Annotated in this window: 18 protein-coding genes; 9 read left to right on the plus strand and 9 right to left on the minus strand. The window is 65.3% G+C overall.

The features are described from left to right. Positions 1 to 4: 4 nt before the first annotated feature. From KRX52_RS02830 to KRX52_RS20605, 3 genes are all read right to left on the minus strand, one after another. Positions 5 to 1,144 carry an HlyD family secretion protein gene (locus KRX52_RS02830; RefSeq protein WP_217679636.1) on the minus strand — a complete coding sequence of 380 codons (1,140 nt, stop codon included), beginning with the start codon at positions 1,142 to 1,144 and terminating at the stop codon, positions 5 to 7. Continuing rightward, positions 1,137 to 2,675, minus strand: a complete 1,539-nt coding sequence (locus tag KRX52_RS02835; RefSeq protein ID WP_217679637.1) for an efflux transporter outer membrane subunit — start codon at positions 2,673 to 2,675, stop codon at positions 1,137 to 1,139. The genes KRX52_RS02830 and KRX52_RS02835 overlap by 8 nt, the downstream gene beginning before the upstream one ends. An 843-nt stretch (positions 2,676 to 3,518) precedes the next feature. Then, on the minus strand, positions 3,519 to 3,671 hold the full coding sequence (locus KRX52_RS20605) for a hypothetical protein (protein WP_254797341.1): 153 nt from the start codon (positions 3,669 to 3,671) through the stop codon (positions 3,519 to 3,521). Between KRX52_RS20605 and KRX52_RS02840 the strand changes: the two genes are divergently transcribed. From KRX52_RS02840 to KRX52_RS02855, 4 genes are all read left to right on the plus strand, one after another. Further along, complete coding sequence (locus KRX52_RS02840; protein WP_254797342.1) at positions 3,670 to 5,655, plus strand: Orn/Lys/Arg family decarboxylase; 1,986 nt, start codon at positions 3,670 to 3,672, stop codon at positions 5,653 to 5,655. The genes KRX52_RS20605 and KRX52_RS02840 overlap by 2 nt on opposite strands. Before the next feature lie 81 nt (positions 5,656 to 5,736). Continuing rightward, positions 5,737 to 7,071, plus strand: a complete 1,335-nt coding sequence (gene potE, locus KRX52_RS02845) for a putrescine-ornithine antiporter (protein ID WP_217679638.1) — start codon at positions 5,737 to 5,739, stop codon at positions 7,069 to 7,071. A 47-nt stretch (positions 7,072 to 7,118) separates the two neighbouring features. Then, positions 7,119 to 8,024 carry an amino acid ABC transporter substrate-binding protein gene (locus tag KRX52_RS02850; protein ID WP_217679639.1) on the plus strand — a complete coding sequence of 302 codons (906 nt, stop codon included), beginning with the start codon at positions 7,119 to 7,121 and terminating at the stop codon, positions 8,022 to 8,024. A gap of 151 nt (positions 8,025 to 8,175) precedes the next feature. Beyond that, complete coding sequence (locus tag KRX52_RS02855) at positions 8,176 to 8,856, plus strand: DUF3313 domain-containing protein (protein WP_217679640.1); 681 nt, start codon at positions 8,176 to 8,178, stop codon at positions 8,854 to 8,856. 96 nt (positions 8,857 to 8,952) lie between these two features. Here the strand turns inward: KRX52_RS02855 and KRX52_RS02860 are convergent, their stop codons facing one another. Then, a complete protein-coding gene (locus KRX52_RS02860) occupies positions 8,953 to 9,633 on the minus strand; it encodes a VIT1/CCC1 transporter family protein (protein WP_217679641.1) in 681 nt (226 codons plus the stop codon). A gap of 355 nt (positions 9,634 to 9,988) precedes the next feature. Here KRX52_RS02860 and KRX52_RS02865 point away from each other — a divergent pair, with 355 nt between their 5' ends. Genes KRX52_RS02865 through KRX52_RS02885 form a run of 5 tightly spaced genes read left to right on the plus strand, consistent with a single transcriptional unit; the run spans position 9,989 to position 18,146 of the window. Continuing rightward, positions 9,989 to 11,188: an efflux RND transporter periplasmic adaptor subunit gene (locus KRX52_RS02865; protein ID WP_217679642.1), complete on the plus strand. Its 1,200-nt coding sequence runs from the start codon at positions 9,989 to 9,991 to the stop codon at positions 11,186 to 11,188. Beyond that, the gene (locus KRX52_RS02870; protein ID WP_217679643.1) at positions 11,181 to 14,345 is read left to right on the plus strand and encodes an efflux RND transporter permease subunit; all 3,165 of its coding nucleotides are present in this window, start codon (positions 11,181 to 11,183) and stop codon (positions 14,343 to 14,345) included. Before KRX52_RS02865 ends, KRX52_RS02870 begins: the two co-directional genes overlap by 8 nt. Beyond that, entirely contained in the window at positions 14,342 to 15,748 is a 1,407-nt protein-coding gene (locus KRX52_RS02875) for an efflux transporter outer membrane subunit (protein ID WP_217679644.1), read from the plus strand. Before KRX52_RS02870 ends, KRX52_RS02875 begins: the two co-directional genes overlap by 4 nt. A 16-nt stretch (positions 15,749 to 15,764) precedes the next feature. Next, positions 15,765 to 16,790: an amino acid ABC transporter substrate-binding protein gene (locus KRX52_RS02880; RefSeq protein WP_217679645.1), complete on the plus strand. Its 1,026-nt coding sequence runs from the start codon at positions 15,765 to 15,767 to the stop codon at positions 16,788 to 16,790. 15 nt (positions 16,791 to 16,805) lie between these two features. Next, a complete protein-coding gene (locus tag KRX52_RS02885; RefSeq protein ID WP_217679646.1) occupies positions 16,806 to 18,146 on the plus strand; it encodes an ArsB/NhaD family transporter in 1,341 nt (446 codons plus the stop codon). 399 nt (positions 18,147 to 18,545) lie between these two features. Here the strand turns inward: KRX52_RS02885 and eco are convergent, their stop codons facing one another. The 5 genes from eco to KRX52_RS02910 form a co-directional block, all read right to left on the minus strand. Further along, entirely contained in the window at positions 18,546 to 19,019 is a 474-nt protein-coding gene (eco, locus tag KRX52_RS02890; RefSeq protein WP_217679647.1) for a serine protease inhibitor ecotin, read from the minus strand. Between the two features lie 97 nt (positions 19,020 to 19,116). Next, a complete protein-coding gene (locus KRX52_RS02895) occupies positions 19,117 to 20,148 on the minus strand; it encodes an AraC family transcriptional regulator (protein ID WP_217679648.1) in 1,032 nt (343 codons plus the stop codon). Between the two features lie 169 nt (positions 20,149 to 20,317). Beyond that, the gene (locus KRX52_RS02900) at positions 20,318 to 20,974 is read right to left on the minus strand and encodes a DUF3313 domain-containing protein (protein ID WP_217679649.1); all 657 of its coding nucleotides are present in this window, start codon (positions 20,972 to 20,974) and stop codon (positions 20,318 to 20,320) included. A gap of 24 nt (positions 20,975 to 20,998) precedes the next feature. Next, positions 20,999 to 22,297 (minus strand): OmpP1/FadL family transporter, encoded by a 1,299-nt coding sequence (locus KRX52_RS02905; RefSeq protein ID WP_217679650.1) that lies wholly within the window; start codon positions 22,295 to 22,297, stop codon positions 20,999 to 21,001. 139 nt (positions 22,298 to 22,436) lie between these two features. Next, positions 22,437 to 23,066, minus strand: coding sequence for a hypothetical protein (locus KRX52_RS02910; RefSeq protein WP_217679651.1), 630 nt, complete (start codon positions 23,064 to 23,066; stop codon positions 22,437 to 22,439). Between the last annotated feature and the right edge of the window lie 36 nt (positions 23,067 to 23,102).

Below are 23,102 nucleotides of genomic sequence, written 5' to 3' on the forward strand. Positions count from 1 at the left end.
GTGCTCAGTAGGCATAGGACAGCCAGCTCATCAGGAACAGGAACAGGCGACCGAGTGGGTTGAGCGGATTGCCCTCGGTGGGGAACGCCATGACATCGGCCTGGCCACCCACGCGGATGCCGCGCAGCTTGGCCAACCTGGCCGCCTCGCCCGCGGCGAACTCGACGATCACCGGGAAGCGCTGCGCCGGGCGCAGCCAGTCGCGGCTGTTCTCCACGTTGGGCAGGGTGCCGGGAGCGGTGCTCTGGCCGACGCTGACGCCGTAGCCGACGCTGCGCACCCGTCCTGCGAACACCTCGCCGGGCAGGACGTCCAGCACGATGGCCACCGGCGTGTCGGGCTCGATTCGGCCCAGGTTGTTCTCGGTCATTTCCGCATTGATCCACACGTCCTGGATGGTGATCAGGGTCATCACCGGATTGCCTGCCACGGCGAAATGGCCAACGTCGGTGCGCAGATCGGTGATCAGCCCGGCCGAGAGTGCGCGCACTTTGGTATTGGCCAGATCCAGTTCGGCTTTTGACAATGCGGTGGCGGCGCTGCGCAACAGGGCGTTCTGCTCGTCGCTGCCGCCTTGCTGTTCGCGTGCCCGCTGCACTTCGGCGCGGGCCGCGGCGACCTGACTGATGGACTGCACATGGGTCGCCCGCGACACCTCGAGGCGGCGCAGGGAAATGGTGCCCGGGTCCTCGCGGTACAGCCGCTCGAGACGATCGCGGTCCTGCTGCGACTTGAGCTCGTTGGCTTCGGCGGCGCGCAGGGAGGCCTGCGCCGACTCGATGCCGGCGGTACTGGCGGCGATCTGCCGGCGGGTCGACTCGAGGTCGGCGCGGGCCCGCTCGACGGCGATCTGGTACTGCTCGGGGTCCACCTCGAACAGGACTGCGCCTGCCTCGACCATCTGGTTGTCGCGCACCAGCACCCGGGTCACCCGGCCGGCCACTTCGGCAGCCACCGGCACGACGAAGGCCTGCACCCGTGCCTGCTGGGTGTAGGGGGTGAAGCGGTCGGCCAGCAGGTACCACAGCAGGCTCAGGGCGATCAGCCCGACCACCCACTTCACCCCCGTGTTGACCGGGTCGGCCGGCGGCTTTTCCGCAGGGGGGGCAGGAACCGCGGGAGCGGGCTGGGCTGCGTCACTCATCTTGGCTTTCCTCGGTGGGCGCCGGCGCGGCGCCGGGCGTAGGGGCGTCGAGCAGCTCGCCCCAGTCGGTGCGTCGCTGCATCTGCGCGCGGCTGGCCGGATCGACCCGCGGCCGGGCGCTGTGCCAGCCGCCGCCGAGGGCCTTGTACAGGGCGATCAGGTTGCTCACCGCACTGTTGCGCGTCACCAGGTAGTTGTCCTGTTGCACCAGCAGCGCCCGCTGGGCATCCAGCACGCGCTGGAAGTCGGCGTAGCCTTCGCGGTACTGGGCGCTGGCCAGGGTCAGCGAGCGCTCGGCGGAGATCGCCGCCTCGCCGAGGATGCGCTCGCGCTCCAGCGCCTTGCTCAGGCCGCGGGCGGCATCGTCGGCCTCGCGCGCCGCCTGGCGCACGCTGTCGCGGTAGACCTCGATCAGCTGCTGCAGGCGGGCGTCCTGTACGCGCACGTTGTTGCGGGTGCGACCGTAGTCGAACAGGTTCCAGCGCAGGCTGGGGCCGCCGACCAGATCGAGGGTATCGGGTGCGCCGTCCAGCGAACTGGTGGACCAGACGATGCTGCCGAGCAGGCTCAGCGAGGGGTAGAGATCGGCCTCGGCCACGCCGATCAGCGCCGACTGGGCGGCGACGTTGAGTTCGGCGGCGCGGATGTCCGGGCGGCGGCGCAGCAAGTCGGCCGGCACATCCTGCAGCACGGCGCGGTCGATCAGCGGGATCAGCCCTTCCCGCTCGGCCAGCTCCGTCAGCGGGCCGGGCGGCCGGCCGACCAGCACGGCCAGGGCGTTGCGGGTGCGCGCCACCTGGTCCTCGAATTCGGGGAGGCTGCTCAGGGTGCCCAGGTACTGGGTCTTGGCCTGTTGCAGGTCGAGCTCGTCGCTCTCGCCGCTGCTGAACAGCCGCTCGGTGATCTCGTAGCTGCGCTTCTGCTGCTCGGCGTTGCGGCGGGCGACGCGCAGCCGCGCCTCGGTGGTGCGCAGGGCGAAGTAGGTTTCCGCCACCTGGGCGCGCAGCAGCACCAGCACGTCCTCGTAGTTGGCCTCGGCGGCGAAGTAGGCGGCATCGGCCGACTCGATGGCGCGGCTGAAGCGGCCCCAGAAATCCAGCTCCCAGCCGACGTCGAAGCCCAGGCTGTGCTGCCAGAAGTGACTGTCCTGCGGGCTGCGCCCACCGGACTGGTTGCGGTCGAGGTAGACGCTGTCGGCCGTGGCCTGCTGCAGCTGCGGGTAGCGGCCGCTCTGGGCGATGCCCAGCTGGGCGCGCGCTTCCATCACCCGCAGGCCGGCGATCTTCAGGCTGGCGTTGTGGGCATCGGCTTCGGCGATCAGCCGGTCCAGCAGCGGATCGTCGAACACCCGCCACCATTCGCGGATATCGGGGCCGGCCCGCTGCTGGCTGGCCTGCTCGATGGCCGGGCTGTGCCACTGCTCGACCCAGGCCTCGCCGGGCGGCGAGAAGTCCGGCCCCAGGCGCACGCAACCGCTCAGGCCGAGTGCGCCGAGCAGGAGCAGGCGGCCTGGGCGAAGCGAGGGCGACATGGGGCAGGCCTGGGAGCGTCAGGTCTGCTGCCGGCGGTCAGACCCGCCAACGGCTGGTCGATCCCTGACCCAGTGCCAGAACAGCCGGTGACCGATCGTAGGAGTCACCTGGCCTATGAGCGGTTGGCTGGCTAGCGGCGTCTTCTCGACAGGGGGCGTGTGCAGCATCGCTTATCTCCTTGCAGGTCGCTGCAACGATGCGAAATCGGTAAGCCCAGCATAGTTACTCCTCGGGCGGAGGAGGGTGGCAACAGGGTCCGAAGTTGTTGTTCGCGATGACAGCGCGGATGTCCGGGTGATGCCTAAGCGGTTGCGTCTTGTGTGGTGGTTCTGTGGCGGAAATCTCCATGGCCTGATTTTGATCATGGCGGGTGGCGATTTATTGGCTGCGGTCCGGTTGTCGATTGGCCGTTCACAACTACCCTGCAATACACGGGCGTAAAAACGGAGCATTGGGATGTCGCTTGCCATCTCTGCGGCAGTCGTTCGACTGCCGCCATCTCTGGGGGTGTGCTGCGTTTGTGCAAATGGACGGGCGCGAGGTTGCCTCGAATACCTGCTGCCACCGAGCACAAGAATGGCGACTGCCACTTCGGGTGCCTGAAGAAAAACACGTGCTGTCCCTGCCGCGCGTATGTCCTTGGCGACAGCTGCGGTCAGTCTTCACAGAGGAGTTCCTCAATGAGTCACTCGCCAACGCCGTTGCCTCCCTCTCTCGCGCAGCGCTACCCGGTGCTGATCGTGGCCAGCACCCTGGGCCAGGAGGGCAGCATCGTCACCCACAGCGCCCAGGATGTCGTGCGTGCCCTGCATGACCATGAGCTGGACGTGGAGCTGACCGCTTCACTGGATGATGCGGAAATCGCCTTCCGCGCCGGTCCTGCCTACTCCTGCGTGATTCTCGGCTGGGGCCTGTGCGAGCAGGATCTCGACAAGGCGATGCAGGTTATCCGGCTGATCCGCCGGCGCACCCCAGCTGCCGATCATGCTGGGCATGAGCCAGGCGCATCAGAGCCGGGTGCCGCTGGAGTTCGTCGAGAACATCGACGGCTTCATCTGGCTGCCGGAAGACAGCCCCGAATTCATCGCCGGGCGCATTGCGGCGGCTGCCAGCCGTTACCTCGACACCATCCTGCCGCCGTTCTTCGGCGCCCTGGTCAACTTCGCCGACACCTGCGAATACTCCTGGCACACCCCCGGCCACACCGGTGGCACCGCGTTCATGAAGACTGCTGTGGGGCGCAGTTTCCTCGACTTCTACGGCGAGCAGATGCTGCGCTCCGACCTCAGCGTGTCGGTCGGCGAACTGGGCTCGCTGAACGACCACTCCGGCCCGGTGGCCGCGGCGGAAAGCTACGCGGCGCGGGTGTTCGGCGCCGACTACACCTTCTTCTCGGTCGGCGGCAGTTCGGCCAGCAACCAGATGGTCCTGCACTCGGCAGTGACCGACGGCGACGCCGTGCTGGTCGACCGCAACTGCCACAAGTCGCTGAACTACGCGCTGAACATGTCCGGCGCAGTGCCGCTGTACCTGCGCCCGCGGCGCAACGCGCGCGGGCTGATCGGCCCGGTGCCGCAAAGCGAGCTGACCCCCGAAGCGGTGGCGAAGAAGCTCGCCGAGAGCCCGCTGGCGCGCGACAAGCAGGCCCGTCCGGTGCTGGCGGTGCTGACCAATTCGACCTACGACGGCCTCTGCTACAACGTGCAGACCACCACCCGCGAGCTGAGCAAGACGGTGGATCGCATCCACTACGACGAAGCCTGGTACGCCTACGCGCGCTTCAATGCGCTGTACGAGGGGCGCTACGGCATGCACCGCGGCGAGCGACATGCCGACGACGCCACGGTGACCGTCACCCACTCGACCCACAAGCTGCTCGCCGCGCTGTCGCAAGCCTCGATGATCCACATCCGCTCCGGCAAGGTGCCGGTCAAGCCGGCGTTGTTCAACGAAGCCTTCATGATGCACACCTCGACTTCGCCGCAGTACAGCATCATCGCCTCCATCGATGTTTCGGCGAAGATGATGGACGATGCCGGCGAGTACCTCACCGAGGAATCGATCGGCGAGGCCATCGCCTTCCGCCAGGCCATGGTCCGCCTCGGCAACGAGATGCGCATGCGCGATGCCACGGACTGGTGGTTCGGCGTCTGGCAGCCCGATGTGGTGGACGGCGTGCCGTTCGGCGACATCGACCCGCAACGCCTCCATCACGGCGATGCCTGGGTGCTCAAGCCCGGCGCCACCTGGCACGGCTTCGGCGACCTGGGCGCCGACTACTGCATGCTCGACCCGATCAAGGTAACGGTGCTGACGCCCGGGCAGACTCTGGAAGGGGAGATGCAGGGCAGCGGCATTCCGGCGCCGCTGGTGTCCTCCTTCCTCTCCAGTCGCGGCATCGTGGTGGAGAAGACCGAGCCGTACTCGATCCTGCTGCTGTTCAGCGTCGGCGTGACCCGTGGCAAGTGGGGTTCGCTGGTCGCCGGCCTGATGGAATTCAAGAACCACTACGACGCCAACACGTCGCTCGGGCAGGTGATGCCCGAGCTGGTGGCCAGCCATGCCGAGCGCTACGCCGGCATGGGGCTGCGCGACCTGGCCGAGGCGATGCACCAGGAGATGCTGGCTTCGCAGCTGCTGCACAACATGGATGCGGCCTTCAGCCTGCTGCCCGATCCAGTGGCCTCGCCGCGTGAGACCTACGCCAGGCTGGTGAAGGGCGAGATCGAGCAGATCGCGGTACGCGACATGCAGGACCGTACCGTCGCCGTGCAGATCGTGCCCTATCCGCCGGGCATCCCGCTGATGATGCCGGGCGAAAAGGCCGGCGCCGACAAGCGCGCGATCATCGACTACCTGCTGGCGATGGAGTTGTTCGACGGCCGTTTCCCCGGCTTCGGACATGACAACCACGGCATCGAGGTCGAACGCGATGCCCAGGGTCGTCTCACCTACAGGGTCTATGTGGTCAAGCAGTAACACCTGATCAGCCCCGCCCGGCGGCGTGCTGCAGGTCGCCGGGTGCAGGGCCAACGCTGCGAGCAGCGCAAGGAGTCTTGTATGGCTGAGTCAAGCAAGAAGATGAGCCTCTTCGGCCTCACCACCTTGGTGGCGGTCAACATGATGGGCTCGGGCATCATCATGCTGCCATCGAACATGGCGCAACTGGGCGCCGTGTCGTTGCTGTCGTGGATCATCACCGCGATCGGCTCGATGGCCATCGCCTACTGTTTCGCCCAGTGCGGCATCTACTGCAACAAGTCGGGCGGCATGTCGGCCTACAGCGAAGAGGCGCACGGCAAGTCGGAGTTTTTCCTCTGCTCGTTCCTCTACTTCCTGTCGCTGGCGATCGGCAACGTGGCCATCGGCATTTCTGCGGTGGGCTACCTCACCTCGTTCTTCCCCTGGCTGGGCAGTGGCGCCATTCCGCTGTTCATCGGCACCGTCGGCCTGCTGTGGATCACCACGCTGGCCAACTTCGGCGGCCCGAGCATCACCGGCAAGATCGGCACGGTCACCGTGTGGGGCGTGATCATCCCGGTGGCCGGCCTCAGCGTGATCGGCTGGTTCTGGTTCGATCCGCAGGTGTTCAGCGCCGCCTGGAACCCCAACAACATCGCCGTCAACGATGCCATCACCCAGAGTATCCCGCTGACTCTGTGGGCCTTCCTCGGCATGGAGTCGGCAGCGCAGAGCTCTGATGCGGTGGAGAATCCCAAGCGCAACGTGCCGCTGGCCTGCTTGTTCGGCACCCTCGGCGCCGCGGTGGTGTACGTGCTGTCGACTACGGTGATCCAGGGCATCATCCCCAACGCCGAGCTGGCCAACTCCTCGGCGCCGTTCGCCTACGTCTATGCGCAGATGTTCAACCCCCTGGTCGGCAACATCATCATGGCGCTGGCGGTGATGGCCTGCGTCGGCTCGCTGCTGGGCTGGCAGTTCACCCTGGCGCAGACCGCCAAGATGACCGCCGACCAGGGCCTGTTCCCCAAACTGTTCTCCAAGGTGACCGCGGCGAATGCGCCGATCATCGGCATGATCGTCTGCGGCGTGCTGCAGACCCTGCTGGCGGTGTCGACCATCTCGCCCAACGCCAGCGAGCAGTTCGGCAAGCTAGTCAGCCTGGCGGCGGTGACCAACCTGATTCCCTACGTGACCGCGCTCACCGGCCTGCTGGTGATCATGCACAAGGCCAACGTCAGTGCCGCGATCTACAGCCGCAACGTGGTGGCGCTGTTGATCGCGATGGCCTACTCGTACTACGCCATCTACGCCTCCGGCAAGGACGCGGTGTTCGGCGCCACCATCGTGCTGGCGATCGGTTACCTGCTCTACGGCTTCATTGCCAAGAACTTTGTCGATCAGCGACCCGCCGTCGCGGCCGCCAGGGCCTAGGCGTTGTCTCCCGGATTGCCAAGAAATCTGAATGTAGGGACCAGGATATGAACATGAAGCCACACAAACCCGTCAGTCTGCTGCTCGCCGGCCTGTTCGCGCTGCTGCCGATGCTGGCCGGTGCCGACACCCTCGAGCGCGTGCGCAGCAACAATGCGATCACCCTGGGCTATGTGCCCGGCCTTGAGCCGTTCAGCGGCGAGGAGGGCGGCAAGGTCAGCGGCTACGCCATCGACCTGTGTCTGAAGATCGCCGACAGGGTGAAAACCGGGCTGGGTCTGAGCGACATGCAGGTGCGCTACCAGGCGCTCAGCGCCGACCAGGCCATCGACGCCATCACCTCGGCGAAGATCGACATCTTCTGCACCCCGACGCCGGAAACCCTGGAACGGCGCAAGTGGGTGAGCTACTCGCTGCCGGTGTACACCGCCGGTCTCTCAGTGGTGGTGCGCAAGGATGCCCCGCCGTCGCTGGTGAAGGCGCTCAATGGTGAAGCGGTGCATGCCGGCCCGACCTGGCGGGCCACCATCAACCAGGGGCTGGCCAGCCACACTTTCGCGGCGCTCAAGGGCGGTGTCACCGAAGAGTGGTTGCGCGACAAGCTGCGCAGGCTCGGGGTGATCGCCACCCTGGTCACGGTCGACGACCACAAGCAGGGCATGCAGATGGTGGCCGAAGGCAAGGCCGCTGCGTTCTTCGCCGAACGCATGCTGCTGGAGAGCGACCTGAAGGAGCATCAGGCCGCCGCGCAGATGATGGTGCTGGATCGCATCTTTGAAATTGCCCCGGTGTCCATGGCCTTCGAACGTGGCGACGAGGACTTCCGCCTGCTGGTGGATACCGTGCTCAGCGACCTGTACCGCTCGCCGGAATACGAAAGGCAATACGCGGAGTACTTCGGCGCGCCCGGCGATATGGCAAAGCTGCTGTTTCATGTCTATGCCTTGCCATAGGGGGAAACAACCGTTGTGCCCAGGAAGTCCGGACACCGGTGGGGTTAATGGCGCCAGAGGCGACTTGCCCACGGGTCAAATGCCGCCATCCACGTCATTGGCGGCGCCATGACTCTGGCGTTACTGAACGACACGACACAGGAGCAATACCATGAAGCGTTCCAGCATCGCCGTCACCGGGCTACTGTTTTCCGCACTGCTGCTCGGTGGCTGCGCGTCGCAAGTCACCAAGCCGGAGCAGTATTCCGGTTTCCTCCCCGACTACTCGCGCTTGCAGCCAGCCAAGTCCCCCAGCGGTCAACCGGTCATGCGCTGGATGGCGCCCGGCGTCAAGCTGGACAGCTACAAGCACGTGATGGTGCAGTCGATCGGCTTCTATCCCGCGCCGAGTCCGTCCGAGCAGATCGGCGCGCCGGCCTTGGCCGACCTGCAGGCGTACACCTCCGAGCAGGTCAAGGCCGCATTCGGCAAGCGCTTCCAGGTGCATGAGCCGAGCAACACACCGAAGGGCTCCCTGCCAGGCCCGCAAACCCTGATCCTGCGTGCCGCGATTACCGGCGTGGATACCAAGGCCGAAGGCCTCAAGCCCTACGAGATAATCCCCATCGCCCTGGTTGCGGCGGCCACCACCACCGCCAGCGGCGCACGCGACCGCACCACCGAGCTGTTCGTCGAGGCCGAACTGCTCGACGCCAGCACCGGCAAGCCGGTGTTGCAGGTGGTCCGCAAGGGCTATGGCAAGGAGCTGGAAAACACCAAGGAGCAGGTCACCCTGAATACCCTCAAGGGCGTGGTCGACGGCATCGTGCGCGATATCGAGAAGTTCGAGTAGCGCCGGCACAGGGGCACGACGACCGAGACAAGAGCTGTTGAGAGTGCCCCTGGGGCAACTCGCGTGTTCCTGGCTCGGCCGCCGGCTTGAGCGCAGCTAGCCGCCAAGAGCGATGGTCGCGGCCACCAGGGCAATGCCCAGCACGGTGAACACCAACGCGGTGAGCCAGGGGCGACGGGCGCCGGCAAAGCGGCCGTAGCCCATGCCGATGAGAAACAGCATGCCCAGGGCAATCGCATTGGAGGCGCGCAGGGCATGCATCGGCTCACTGAGCAGCACGAACGGCAGCACCACCGGCAGGGTGGAGAAAAAAACCAGCAGGAACACCGAGACTGCCGCCAGCAGGTCGCTCATGCCGAGACTCAGGCGGGTCCGCTCTATTGGCTGCTCCAGCACGCGCCGGTGCAGCGTGTGCACATCTTCGGCTTTCATCACCTTGGTGACCAGGATCGGCAGGGCATCGGCCAGCACGTCGAAGGCTTGTGCGGAGCCGGGCGGGATGTTCTTCAGGTGCTGCAACATGCGCCAGGTATGGCCACGCTCGGCAAGGCGGTTCAGCAGCAGCATGCAGCCATCCACCAGGCCCCAGGCCAGGTTGCAGCCCAGGCTGGCGATCAGCAGCTCGCGCACCGAGCTTTCCCCGGCGTTGGCTACGCTGAAGGTGCCGGTGAAGGTCAGCACCATGAGCAGGCCAAACAGAATTTCCGACATGCGCGATACCGGATCGAGCACCTGCTGCCGTGGGGGGTTGTTGCCGTCCTGCTCTCTCGTCGCCATGGCAGTCCTTCCTGGTCAGTCTGTAGTGGCATTCATAGCGAGTATGGGAAGAAAACGACAGGCTGCCACTGAAGTTGGTCGGACGGCGTTGCCCTGCTCGTGTGCAGCCATCCCCTGGTCCTCGTGCGGCTTGGACGTCCCGGTCGCAGCGGCGGAAAGAACCCCCGCCAAAAGTCGTCTCGCCTGGTGGCAGTGGGCTACCTTTTAAAAGCAAGGATAAAGCCTGCCTGAGTCACAAGAACTGCAAGCAACATTCACCGCGCATCGGCAAGTGCCATTGGCTCGGGATGCAGGCCGGCTGTGTGAGTCGTGCGAGAAAGTCGTGGCCGCACCGAGCGTTGAAGGGGGAAGTCTCGTGACAAAGAACAACAACCAGCGCCTGTTTCTTGGCATGGCGTTCGTGCTCATGCAGGTATTGCTCGGTGGCTGCGACAGCAAGGCGCCGCCGGCGGCCGCCGTTCTGGAAGTGCCATTCGTCACCGTCGCCGCGCGAGATGTGCGCATTCCGCTCGATCTGATCGGCGAGACCATCGGCTCCACCGACGTGACCATCCGTGCGCGGGTCGACGGTTTCCTCGACGGCATGCATTTCAAGGAGGGCACCTTCGTCGACAAGGGCGCGCTGCTCTACACCATCGACCCGCAGCCGCTCCAGGCCAAGCTCGCCCAGGCCCAGGCGATGCTGGCGCAGGCGCATACCAGCCTAGTCAAGACCCGCTCGGATCTGGACCGCATCCGCCCGCTGGCGGAGATGAACGCGGTCAGCAAGCTGGACCTGGATGCCGCGGTGGCCAACTACGCGGCGGCGAAGAGCTACGTGGACGCGGCCAGCGCCCAGGTCAAGCTGGCGCAGATCGAGCTGGGCTACACCCGCATCCACGCCCCCGAGCGCGGCCTGATCGGGCTGTCCGAGGCCGAGGTGGGCGATTTCGTCAGCCAGCGCACCAATGGCGGGTTGCTGAACGTGATCTCGCGCATCGATCCCATCGCGGTACGGGTGTCCATCACCGAGCGCGGCTACCTCGAAGCAGCACGGCGGCTGGCCGACCAGCAGCAGGGGGGGCGAACGGCCGATGGCAGCATCGCGACCGCGAACCAGCGCCCGTTGTCGCTGATCCTCGCCGACGGCAGCCTCTACGAGCAGCGCGGGGTGCCGACCAAGGTTGATCGCAACATCGATCCCACCACTGGCGCGCTGACCATCGAGGCCGAGTTCCCCAATCCGCAGGGCCTGCTGCGTCCGGGGATGTTCGCGCGCATACGCTTCGATGCCGACGAGATCAAGGGCGCGCTCCTGCTGCCGCAACGGGCGGTCAGCGAATTGCAGTCGGTGCACCGGGTGTTCGTCATCAAGCCGGACGACACGGTGGAGGTGCGCCAGGTGCAGGTGGGGCAAAGGCTCGGCAGCGACTGGGTGATCCAGTCCGGACTGCAGGCGGGGGAGCGGGTCGCGGTGGCCGGGCTGTTGCGCCTGCGCCCGGGCATGACCGTCAAGCCACGCGAGGCCAACGCCAGCGAGCTGCCGCCAGTGGCCGAGGGTGGCAAGAATGGGTGATTTCTTCGTCCGTCGCCCCATCTTCGCGATGGTGATCGCGATCATCATCGTCATCGTCGGCCTGGTGGCGATGGGCAGTCTGCCTATCGCCCAGTACCCCGACATCACCCCGCCGGAGATCAAGGTCGAGGCCACCTACGACGGCGCCAACGCGGTGAACGTCGAGCAGTCGGTGGCCACGCCGCTGGAGCAGAAGGTCAACGGCGTCGAGAACATGCTGTACATGAAGTCGACCAACGCCGGTAACGGGCAGATGACCCTGTCGGTGGCCTTCGAGGTCGGCTCCGATCTCGACATCTCCAACGTGCTGGTGCAGAACCGCGTGTCCGAGGGTTCCGCGCAACTCCCCGAGGATGTCAAGCGCAAGGGGGTGAAGGTCAAGAAGGCGCTGGCCTTCCCGCTGATGCTGGTGACCCTGCGCTCGCCGAACGGCAGCTTCGACGCCGACTTTCTCACCAACTACATGTCGATCAACGTGCTCGACGAGATCGCCCGCATCCAGGGCGTCGGCCAGGTGACCATCTTCGGTGGCGCCGACTACGCCATGCGCATCTGGATCAAGCCGGACCAGCTCAGCCGCCTGGGACTCACCGTGCCGGACATCGTCAGCGCCGTGCAGCAGCAGAACGTGCTGACCCCGGCCGGCAAGCTCGGCGGCCCGCCGGCCGCGCCGGGTACCGAGTTCGCCTACGCGGTGCAGACCCGCGGCCGTCTGGAAACCCCGGAGCAGTTCGGCCAGGTGGTGGTGCGCTCCAATCCCGACGGCTCGCAGGTGCTGCTGCGCGACGTGGCGCGTATCGAGCTGGGTGCCGAAACCTACAACCAGATCGGCGCCTTCGGCTCCAAGCCAGCGGCAGTGCTGGCGGTCTACCAGTTGCCCGATGCCAACGGCCTGGAGGTGGCGGAGAACATCCGTGCCGGGATGGAGCGGATGAAGGAGCGCTTCCCACAGGACGTCGAGTACGTGATCTCGCTGGATACCACCAAGCCGGTTTCCGCCGGCATCGAGGAGATCGTCCATACGCTGTTCGAAGCCACCGCCATCGTGACCGTGGTGGTGTTCATTTTCCTGCAGAACTTCCGCGCCACCCTGATCCCCACCCTGGCGGTACCGGTGGCGCTGATCGGCACCTTCGCGGTATTTCCGCTGCTCGGCTTCTCGATCAACACCTTCTCGCTGCTCGGCCTGGTGCTGGCCATCGGCATCGTGGTGGACGACGCCATCGTGGTGGTGGAGGGGGTGTCGGAGAAGATGGAGCGGGGCATGCCGCGTCGCGAGGCTACCGTCGCGACCATGAAGGAGGTCAGCGGCCCGGTGATTGCCACGGCGCTGTCGCTCACCGCAGTGTTCGTGCCGGTGGCCGCCATGTCGGGCATTACCGGCCGCCTCTACCAGCAGTTCGCGATCACCATCGCCATTTCGGTGAGTCTGTCGGCGATAGTCGCGCTGACCCTGAGCCCGGCGTTGTCCAGCATGCTGCTGCAACCCCACGAGCACGGCAAGAAGGGGCTGCTGTCGGGCTTCTTCGCCCGCTTCAACCGCCTCCTGGAGAAGGTGACCGACAGGTATATCGGACTCACCAGCCGCTTCACCCACCGGCCGCTGCGCGCGCTGGGCGTGCTCGGCGTGCTGGTGGTGGCGCTGGTGCTGCTGTTTCGCACCGTCCCCGGTGGCTTCGTGCCGGAGGAGGACCAGGCCTATCTGATGGCCAACCTGCAGCTGCCCGACGCCGCCTCGCTGGAGCGCACCCACGCCGCCGCGGCCAAGGTCGAGGCGATCCTCGCCGCCGATCCGGCCATCGAGTCCTACACCACGGTGACCGGCTACAGCTTCCTCTCCGGCGCCTCCTCCACCAACAACGCGTTCTTCTTCATCCAGCTCAAGGACTGGGCGGAGCGCCCCGCGGCGGAGGACAAGGCGACCAACGTGGCGCATCGCCTCACCGGCAAACTGGCGGCGATCAACGAGGGCATCGCCATCGCCTTCGGCCCGCCGGCCATTCCCGGCCTCGGCACCGGTTCGGGCTTCTCGATCATGCTGCAGGACCGTGTCGGCAACAGCCCCGACTACCTGGCCGAGCAGACCCAGGCGTTCATCCAGGCCGCCGCCAAGCGTCCGGAGATCGCCGGGCTGTACACCACCTACCGGGCCACGGTGCCGCAGATCTACCTGGACGTGGATACCCAGAAGACCATGAAGCTCGGCGTCGCCCCGGCGGACGTCAACCAGACCCTGGGCTCCTTCCTCGGCGGCGCTTATGTCAACGACTTCAACCGCTTCGGCCGGCTGTACAAGGTCTACGTGCAGGCGGAGACCGACTACCGCAAGGACCTCGCCGACGCCTCGCTGTTCTACGTGCGCAACAGCGCCGGTGCGATGGTGCCGATGAACACGCTGCTCACCGACGAGTCCACCAACGGCCCCGAGTTCACCTATCGCTTCAACATGTTCCGCGCCGCCGAGGTTACCGGCCGCCCGGCGCCGGGTTACAGCTCGGCGCAGGCGCTCAAGGCGTTGGAGGAGGTGGCGGCGCAGGTGCTGCCCAGCGACATGTCCTACGCCTGGAACGCCATGTCCTACCAGGAGAAGGCCGCCGAAGGCTCCGGCAGCATGGTGTTCGTCATGGCACTGGTGTTCGTGTTCCTGATTCTCGCCGCCCAGTACGAGAGCTGGTCGCTGCCGTTCGGCGTACTGTTCGGCACACCCATCGCCATCTGCGGGGCCATGTTCGGTCTGTGGGTGGCGCGGCACTTCAGTGCCAGCTACGAGAACAACGTGTTCGCCCAGATCGGCCTGGTGATGCTCATCGGCCTGGCGGCGAAGAACGCCATCCTGATCGTCGAGTTCGCCCGCACCGAGATCGAGAAGGGCAAGGGGCCGGTGGAGGCGGCGCTGGCGGCGGCGCGGCTGCGCTTCCGGCCGATCCTGATGACCTCGTTCGCCTTCATCCTCGGCGTGATCCCGCTGATCCTCGCCAGCGGTGCCGGTGCCGAGGCGCGCAAGATCATGGGGATGACCTCGTTCGCCGGCATGCTGACCGCCACCGTGGTGGGGGTGGTGCTGGTGCCGGGGCTGTTCGTGGTCGTTGAGAAGTATCTGAGTGGCAAGAAGAAAAAAGCGGCTGCAGCGGCCAGCAGCGAGGAGGCCAAGCCATGAAGGGATTCTCCAGGCGACCGCTGGTGACGGCCTTGCTGTTGTCCGGCTTGCTGCTGGTCGGCGGCTGCATGGTCGGCCCCGACTACCAGCGTCCGCCGCTCGACATGCCTGTCGCCTGGAAGGAGCCGGCCGCCACCGATGCCTCGTTCGCCAATCTCGACTGGTGGGATGTGTTCGCCGACGAGAGGCTCGATGCGCTGATCCGCGAGGCGCTGGACAATAACCGCGACCTTGGCGTGGCGGTCTCGCGCATCGAGGAGGCGGCGGCGCTGCTGCGCATCGAGCGGGCCAACCAGTATCCGGTCCTCAATGCCGAGGCCGGTGCCGGGCGCTCCTCGCAAAGCCGCAACATCCTGCCGGGGGCCGAGACCGAGAGCAGCTACTTCTTCAACGGCGCCGCCTTCTTCGAGGTCGACCTGTGGGGCAAGCTGCGCCGCGCGACCGAGGCGGCGCGTGCCGACCTGCTGAGCAGCGAGGAGAGCGCGCGCAGCGTGACCATCTCGCTGGTCGCCGCGGTGGCCACCACCTACTTCCAGCTGCTCGACCTCGACGACCGCCTGCGCATCTCCGAGCGCACCCTGAAGTCGCGCGAGGACGCCCTGGCGATCATCCGCGCGCGTTTCGAGAAGGGCACGGTGCCGGAGCTGGACGTCAACCAGGCCGAGATCGAGGCCGCCGATGCGCAGGCCTCGGTGGCGAGCTTCGACCGCGCGGTGCGCCAGACCGAAAACGCCCTCAGCGTGCTGCTCGGCTCGCGGCCGCGGGACATCGAACGCGGTAGCGAACTGGCGCAGCAGAGCCTGCCGGTCGAGGTGCCGGCTGGCCTGCCGCTGAACCTGCTGGAGCGCCGCCCGGACATCCGCGCCGCCGAGCAGCAGATGGCCGCCGAGACCGCGCGCATCGGCGTGGCCCGCGCCCAGCGTCTGCCGTCGCTGTCGCTGACCGCCAGCTTCGGCTACGCCAGCCGCGACCTCAGCGATCTGGTCGAGGGCGACAGCGAGAGCTGGAACGTGCTCGGCAACCTGTTCGCGCCGATCTTCAACGCCGGGCAGCTCAAGGCCGTCGAGGAAGCCCAGCGCCAGAGCGCCGAGCAGGCGCGGCTGGGCTACGAGCAGGCGGTGCTCAACGGCCTGCGCGACGTCGACGACTCGCTTTCCGGCCTGCGCACCGCGCGCGACGAGCACGTCGCCCGCCAGCGCCAGCTCGCCGCGGCGCGCACCGCGGCGCGCCTGTCGCGGGCGCGCTACGACGGCGGCCTGGTCAGCTACCTGGAGGTGCTGGATTCGGAGCGCAGCCTGTTCCAGGCCGAACTGCTGGAGTCGCAGACCCGCCAGCAGCAGCTGAGCGCGGCGGTCAGCCTGTACCGGGCGCTGGGCGGCGGCTGGTCGCCGGCCGATGACTAGCCCGAGGACTGAATCCATGCGACGGGGGGATCTGCCGGCCTTGCTCCTGCTGCTGGCCATATGGCTGGCGGCTTCCGCACAGGCGGGACAGGTGCTCGACAGCGTCAAGGCGCGCGGCGAATTGCGCTGCGGGGTGAGCGAGGGCATCCCGGGCTTTTCCGAACAGGATGCCAACGGGCGCTGGCAGGGCCTCGACGCCGACTTCTGTCGCGCGGTGGCGGCAGCGCTGTTCGGCGACCCGGAGAAGGTGGCCTTCAAGCCGCTCAGGGCCTCTACGCGCTTCCCGGCGCTGCAGGCGAAGCAGATCGACCTGCTGGCGCGCAACACCACCTGGACGCTGACCCGCGAGGCCTTGCTGCAGGTGCAGTTCCCGGCGGTGCTGTTCTACGACGGCCAGGCCTTCATGGTGCCGCGGTCCAGCGGCATCACCCGGCTGGCGGAGCTGCGCGCGGGCAAGGTGTGCGTGGCCAAGGGCACCACCCACGTCGACAACCTGGCCGACCATGCCCGCCTGCACGACCTGGCCTGGGAGCCGCTGGTGATCGACTCCTCGCTGGCTGTCGCCGAGGCCTTCTATGCTGGTCGCTGCCAGGCCTGGACCGCCGACGCAGCGCAACTCGCCGCCATGCGTCTGCGCGCCCCGGCTGGCCCCGAGGCGTTCGTCATCCTGCCCGAGCGCATTTCCCGCGAACCGCTCGCCCCGGTGGTGCTGGGCGAGGATGTGCAGTGGGGCAGTCTTGTGCGCTGGGTGCTGTTCGCCCTGGTGCTGGCCGAAGAGCACGGCATGACCCAGGCCAATGTCGAGGCTCGGGTGGGCGAGCTGGGCGGCGCGACCGGGCGCCTGCTTAGTGGACAGGACACCCGGCTGGCGCGTGCCCTGGGTGCCCGGGACGACTGGGTGGTCCGCGCGGTGCGCGCGGTGGGCAACTACGGTGAGCTGTACGAGCGCAATCTCGGTACCGGCAGCCCGCTGCGCATCGAGCGGGGCCTGAATCGGCTGTGGAAGGACGGCGGGCTGATGTACGCCCCGCCGATCGACTGACGGAAGGGATGCCTCATGACCGATCTGCAGATCTACCTGACCCTGGCCGTCTTCTCCGCGGTGATCCTGGCCATCGCCTTCGATGTGATCGACATGGCAGTCGCCACGCTGCTGGGCGTCGGCGTGCTGCTGGTGGCCGGCATCCTCACCGACGACGGCCTGGTGGCGGCCATGCGCATGGCCGGCGGACCGCTGTCCCTGCTGTTCGGCGGCATGGTGGTGGCGCGCGTGCTGGGCAGCACAGGCATCTTCGAGCGGGTGGGGGGCATCTACCTGCGTGCCACGCGCGGCAGCGGCCGGCGCTTCCTGATTCTGCTGGTGCTGCTGGTCGCCCCGGTGTGCGCCTTCCTGCCCAATGCCACCACGGTGATCCTGCTCGCCCCGGTGATCATCCGCGTCGCCCGCGCGCTCGGGGTGGATATCGTCGGTCCCCTGGTGGTGACGGCGATTGTCAGCAACGCCGCCGGCATGCTCACCCTGGTCGGCGATCCGGCGACCTTCCTGGTCGGCAGCTCGATCGGCATGGGCTTCGTCCAGTACCTGCAGACGGTCAGCCTCGCCGGCCTGCTCGCCGTGCTGGTGATCATCCCGCTGCTGCCCTGGTTGATGCCGCAGGTGTGGCGGGTGAGGGTGGCGCTGCCGCCGCCGGAGCCGGCCAAGCCCCTGGAGCGGCCGGGCTTCGCGCTGCTGGCGCTGGCCGTGCTGCTGCTGATGGTGCTGCTGTTCCTGTTCGGCGAACAGCTGCCGGTCAACATCGTGCCGCCGGCGGTGGCGATCATCGCCGCCAGCCTGGCGCTGCTCGTGGTCTATACGGTGCATGTCGAGCCGGTGGAGGCGGTCCTGCGCGATATCGACTGGAAGACGCTGCTATTTCTCGGCGCGATCTTCTGTCTGGTGCAGGCGTTCACCGAGACGGGACTGTTGCAGGGGCTGTCACTCAAGCTCTACGCGTGGTTCGGCGCCGATTTCACCTTGGTGGCGCTTGCCCTCTTGGCCGGTATCGGGGTGTTGTCGAGCCTGCTCGCCAATATCCCGGTGGTCGCCGCCGCGCTGGTGATGACCAAGGGCTATCTGGTGGCCGCCGAGGTGGTGCCGGAAATCGCCCTGGGCGCGGGCTTCACCGACTGGCCGGCCGCCAGCCTGCCGGTGTTCATCGCCCTGATGTTCGGTGCCACGCTGGGCGGCAACGCCACGCTGATCGGCGCGTCGGCCAACATCGTCACGGTCGGCATCTGTGCCGGACAGGGCGAGAAGGTAACCTTCGCGCGGTTCTCACGCTACGGCGTGCCGATCACCCTGGTGCAGCTGGCGATTTCGGCGCTTTATGTTCTGGCTCTGTTCTGGCTGGCCCATTAGTGGCCTGTGAAAATCCAGCCGAAGCCGGATTTTCACACTCGGCCAGAAGGGTTACTGCTAGACCTGAGCTTCCACTTCCGCTTCCACTCGACGGTTCACGGCGCGACCCGCGTCGGTAGCGTTGTCGGCTACCGGACGGGACTCGCCGTAACAAGGTATTTTTCAGTTTCCTCTGCCAAATTCCTAGTGAGAAGATTTTTAGCAGCTGACTATCAGGTACGCAGTTGGCCATAAGAGATTCTATGCGCAGCAATATGATGCGAAGAAACTCGCGTTGATATCTTGCGCCAGAATTTGTTACGCGCATGCGCTAACTTTGGTTGCTTTTCGCGAGGCCAGGATTTATTTGATTGCCGTCAAACACGGGCATGGAGCTTTCGTGCGTGGCCAAGTCGGACGTTACTCGGTTATTGCCTGCTGAGCGGCTTCGGCCGCTGACCAGATCCTGTAGCGGATCTCGACGTCCTCGGGGGCATACACGACGATGGGCAGCTTGCTGTTGTAACGCAGGAGGAAGCCGTCGCCGGTCACCGGCACGAATGCTTCTGTGCGCTTGGCATCCGGGCAGGCCATCAGTGTCGAGATCGGACCGGTGACTTTCTCTATTCGATAATAGAAATAGCCCCATCCCTCGAGTGTCTTTTCCTCGAGGCTGCCGATCAGTCGCTGGGAGTTGCAGTCGACAAGGAGGACCTTGCCGGCCAGTATTTCAATCTTGAAGCGATCATCATCGGCCTGCTTAGGCAAGTAAATCACCTGGCGGGTGAAGCCGGCGTCGGCCTTCGGGTAGGGGGCAATGGCTTCCAGTCTTTCCTGAGCGAAGGCCGGGGAGGTCATGACGAGCAGTGCTGCAGAAATGAGTATTGGGCGCATGGTGCTTCCTTGTATCAGGCTAGCTCGAGTTCATGGTGGAATTTGATGGTCAACTACCAGGATTTCCTGCACTGAACGGTGCAGACTCGGCTGGCAGTCATGCGCATCTGGTCTTCCGCCACTGCTCCGGCGACACGCCCGACCAGCGCCGGAACGCCCGAGTGAATGAGCTGGCGTCGGTATAGGACAGCGCCTTGGCTATCTCCTTGAGTGTCATGTCCGTTTCCCTGATCAGCTTGCGGCTTACCGAGTAACGAGCATTGTCAAGAATCTCGAAATAGGACACTCCGGCCTGTTCCAGTCGGCGATTCATGGTTCGCACGCTGATGCCCAGCGCGGCAGCAATATGGTTCTGACCGCAGTTTCCGCTGGCAACCAGGCTGTGGGCGAATCGCCGAGCCTTCTCTAGCCAATCGAGTTCGCTCATGGTTACTTGTGCGATATCACTGACACATATCGAGTCGGCGCACATGGAGGCGTTGGGTGCCGAGAGCGTGGCTAGCGGAAATTGAAATTCGGCTCTTGGCGAGTTGAAGTGGCAGGGTGCGCCAAAGAATCGTGAATGTGCTTGTGGGTCCTTTGGCGGGCGATGAGAAAAATATACGGCATCAGGCGTCCATTCGACATGCGATATCTTTCGCATGATATTGAAGGCAATAGCCATTACGCCTTCGTGAAAGTGTTGAAAGCCGGGGAAATTGCTTTCCATGGCGGCGAAGCCAAAATAAGCGTGATCGCCATCCTGGCGAACAAAGGGTAATCCCGCGCGGTTGGTCATGTGGTGGATTTGGATGAGCTGATCAAGCGCGCTGCCAATCGTGGGCTGCTGGGCCATCATTTTCGCTATGGGGCCCAACTGGTCCAGCCCGTTGAGGCTGCCGAGCAGGAGGCCGAAGTGCTCGCAGCCAGTCTCCTTGGCCGAGCGCACCAGCAACTCACCCGCCAGGGTCAGTGGCAGCACGGTTTCCGGATTTTGTATCACTGCCTCGGCCATATTCACATCGCGGAAGACCGACTCCGGGCTCCCTCCCAGCTTGCGAATGAGCTGGGGAACTGGCTGGAATTGGATCGCCCGAACGTGCCCGGCCGGTAGCACTGCATAAGGTTTATCGTTCTTGTCGGAATTCATTTTTCTACGTCTGCCTTTCCGGTGGCGGAGTTTTTTCCGGTCTGGAGAGTGTGCCGATGCTGCAGGAAAAAAAGCCAGCCCATGTGATGGCTTCGAGGCATCACATGGGCTGGCTTGAGTGCCTTGCCGCTACCGGCAAAGCACGGTGGACAATGGATCACATGTTTGCTCAGGGGAAGCGCAGGACATCCTGGGTCATGTCGTCGATGACGCTCTTCAGGTCGCTGACGGTGATGGCCTGCTTGTCGTTCTCCAGCGTCTTGCCGAAGCCCTTGCGTGCCACGCGCAGGACGGGCTTGTCGGTGGCGGTGTCGATCAGTTCGGCCTCGAAGTACAGCTCCGTGTTCTGGTCGCGCTGGCCGGCGGCGGTCATGGCGCCCGCCGCGACCAGGGCGAACGGAATGGCCTCGTAGGGCTTGAGGCCCTGCGTGCTGGCACCCACCGCGGTTATCGCCCCGCGAAATGCCAGGGTCCGCGCAGCGGGCTTGCCGACCAGACGCAGGCGTTGGCCCATCGAGGAGCTGATCCGGGCATTGGTGTAGTCGAGCACCCCCTGCAGGGTCTGCTGGCTGACGCGCTCGCTGGGGGTCGGCTGAGGGAGGAAGCCGACAGGGTAGTAGATCAGGTTGTCGTAGTTACTGACCTTGAAGTCGGGGTCTACCCAGCGCATCACGCTATTGCCGCTTGGCGTAGTGGTTTTGGTGAGCCCCTCGTAGCTGCCCAGGAACCCCGAATACCGATCGGCGCTGGTGGTCTTGGTGGTGCAGCCGCTGATCAGCAGCAACGAGGTCAGTGTGCTGCAAAGCAGTAGATTGAATCCCTTCATGGGAGCGACTCCATTCTCGAATGTTTAGAAGCGCCAGGTCATGCTGCCGCTGATGGCGTGGATCACCGAGTTCTCGAACGTGCCGGAAACCGTCTTGGGGTCGTCCAGAGGCAGATGCTTGGACTGGCTGACCTCCATGTCGCCCATCCAGGCCAGCGCGTAGCTCAGGTTGAGCTCACTGTTGCGATCCAGCGCATAGGTGACCCCGGTGCCCAGGCGCCAGGTTTCCCCGATGGGCATGCTCAGCGTGCGATCGCTGTCGCTGACGGGGGAACTGTCATAGCCAACCCCCATGTTCCACAGCAGTTGCGGGGATGCGCGGTATTGGGCGCCCAGCGACAGATGCCAGGTGTCGTCATAATTGGCATCGAGCGTGGTATCGACGGGATCGCCACTGTCCAGCTCGATACCGACTTCGCCGAAGCTCGACCAGTCCTGCCAGCCGGCGCTGGCCAGAATGGCCCATGCCGGGTCGAGCTGGTGGTACAGGCTGAGGGTCAGGGTCTGCGGCACTTCCATGCTGATCTTGGTGGCGGCGCCGAGAATGCCACGCGATGCCAGCGTGTCGGCCACGCCTGGTCTCAATCCCTCCGGATCGAAGTGGTCCTCGAACTCGAGGTCGATCGCGCTGGTATAGCTCAGGCCGATGCGGGTGCCTTCGCGCGGCTGGTAGATCAGCCCCAGGCTGGAGCCGTAGCCAAGGTCGTCATCCTTATAGGTCATCTCGCCATCGGGGGCGCTGAGACTGCCGGCCGGGTTGTTGTCCACCGCCAGCTCGTTGTCGAGCAGGGCATACATCACCCGCAGCCCGACGCCCACCGACCAGTTGTCGTTGAAGCGATAGGCCACGGATGGCATGAAGGTCATGCCCATCAGCGTGCCGTTCTGCATGTAGTAGCGCCCGGACCACTCATCGTCGTAGTCGATGCTGAGGCCGAAGTCGCCATAGGAGGCGAAGCCGACCGTCCAGTGCTCATCCAGCTGACGGCTGACGAATAGGCTGCCGCCGGGAAGCCAGCCAATGACGTTGCCGCTGTCGTCACCGGGAACGTTGGTGTTGGCGTCCGGCGAGAATTCGAGATCGCCATACAGGAACTGCGCGCCGAGGGTGACCTGGGTACCTGCCAGGTAGCTCAGGCCGGCGACGTTGCTGAGCATGGTGCCGGGGTCCTGGGCGCGTGCCGCAGCACCCGCGTTGGCGAGGCCGACGTTATCGGTGCCGACTTCATAGAGCATCAGGCCGCCAGCCATGGCCGGGGCATGCAGACCTAGGGCGAAGCAGGCGGTGGCGATCGGTAACGGCCATTTGCGAGGGAAGGGCATGTGCGAACTCCTTTCGAGACATCTGGCCTGGCGATGCTGGCGACCAGTAACTTCATGCTAGGCAAAATGGTGCATTCCGCCACCGGCCTGCCTGTCCTGCATGGAACAGGGCAGGACTTTCGATCAAGAGCCGGGAGCGTTAACGCGGGGTCAGAGATACAGCGACTGCTTCGGTGATGTGAAACATGACTTGCTTGCCGAGATAGGACTCATTGAGCTTGATGTCTTCGCGAACCGGAACCGTCCTGGTTGAACCATCGGTGAACTGCAGGGTGGCGGTGCGCTTCTTGACGTCGATGGCCTTGACCACCGCATTCACTTCGGCAACCTTGGTGGCCGCCACGGTCTGCGAATCACCTTCATCATCCTGGCTGGTCTGTACCATCACGCTGTCATCCAGATCGGCTGGATCCGTGGTCTGGTCAAGTACGGATATGATCAGTTCTTCCTCGATGATGACGTTGACCTTGTCACCGGGCTTGACCTTGTCGAAATAGGTGGCCGTCGGGCTGATGGTGATGGTTCGTTGATTGCCCTGATCGTCAGCCAGCACCACCTTGCGGTTCGCCCGATCGACCTGAACAACCTTGGCGTCGAAGCTCAGATGGGTGTTTTCTATTCGCCCCGGTACGCCCTGCTCATAAATCACGCTCGCATGCCCCTGCGGGCTCGCCGGCTCTTGCCCGGCATTATTGAAGGTGCAGCCTGCGGTAAAGGCTGCGCCGAGCAGGGCAACAAGTTTTAAATCGGTTCTTGTACGGATGGTCATGCAGTTCACTCCCTGAGCTGTTGCGAGGCGGGTTGC

The organism is Geopseudomonas aromaticivorans, assembly GCF_019097855.1.
Classification (GTDB): Bacteria; Pseudomonadota; Gammaproteobacteria; order Pseudomonadales; family Pseudomonadaceae; genus Geopseudomonas; species Geopseudomonas aromaticivorans.

Bases quoted from the DNA above. Each gene is read 5' to 3' on its own strand.
- KRX52_RS02875 (WP_217679644.1), top strand. From the start codon at position 14,342: ATGAAGGGATTCTCCAGGCGACCGCTGGTGACGGCCTTGCTGTTGTCC.
- KRX52_RS02830 (WP_217679636.1), bottom strand. From the start codon at position 1,144: ATGAGTGACGCAGCCCAGCCCGCTCCCGCGGTTCCTGCCCCCCCTGCG.
- eco (WP_217679647.1), bottom strand. From the start codon at position 19,019: ATGCGCCCAATACTCATTTCTGCAGCACTGCTCGTCATGACCTCCCCG.
- potE (WP_217679638.1), top strand. From the start codon at position 5,737: ATGGCTGAGTCAAGCAAGAAGATGAGCCTCTTCGGCCTCACCACCTTG.
- KRX52_RS20605 (WP_254797341.1), bottom strand. From the start codon at position 3,671: ATGCCCAGCATGATCGGCAGCTGGGGTGCGCCGGCGGATCAGCCGGAT.
- KRX52_RS02885 (WP_217679646.1), top strand. From the start codon at position 16,806: ATGACCGATCTGCAGATCTACCTGACCCTGGCCGTCTTCTCCGCGGTG.
- KRX52_RS02900 (WP_217679649.1), bottom strand. From the start codon at position 20,974: ATGAAGGGATTCAATCTACTGCTTTGCAGCACACTGACCTCGTTGCTG.
- KRX52_RS02835 (WP_217679637.1), bottom strand. From the start codon at position 2,675: ATGTCGCCCTCGCTTCGCCCAGGCCGCCTGCTCCTGCTCGGCGCACTC.
- KRX52_RS02860 (WP_217679641.1), bottom strand. From the start codon at position 9,633: ATGGCGACGAGAGAGCAGGACGGCAACAACCCCCCACGGCAGCAGGTG.
- KRX52_RS02850 (WP_217679639.1), top strand. From the start codon at position 7,119: ATGAACATGAAGCCACACAAACCCGTCAGTCTGCTGCTCGCCGGCCTG.
- KRX52_RS02910 (WP_217679651.1), bottom strand. From the start codon at position 23,066: ATGACCATCCGTACAAGAACCGATTTAAAACTTGTTGCCCTGCTCGGC.
- KRX52_RS02870 (WP_217679643.1), top strand. From the start codon at position 11,181: ATGGGTGATTTCTTCGTCCGTCGCCCCATCTTCGCGATGGTGATCGCG.
- KRX52_RS02840 (WP_254797342.1), top strand. From the start codon at position 3,670: ATGAGCCAGGCGCATCAGAGCCGGGTGCCGCTGGAGTTCGTCGAGAAC.
- KRX52_RS02880 (WP_217679645.1), top strand. From the start codon at position 15,765: ATGCGACGGGGGGATCTGCCGGCCTTGCTCCTGCTGCTGGCCATATGG.
- KRX52_RS02905 (WP_217679650.1), bottom strand. From the start codon at position 22,297: ATGCCCTTCCCTCGCAAATGGCCGTTACCGATCGCCACCGCCTGCTTC.
- KRX52_RS02895 (WP_217679648.1), bottom strand. From the start codon at position 20,148: ATGAATTCCGACAAGAACGATAAACCTTATGCAGTGCTACCGGCCGGG.
- KRX52_RS02855 (WP_217679640.1), top strand. From the start codon at position 8,176: ATGAAGCGTTCCAGCATCGCCGTCACCGGGCTACTGTTTTCCGCACTG.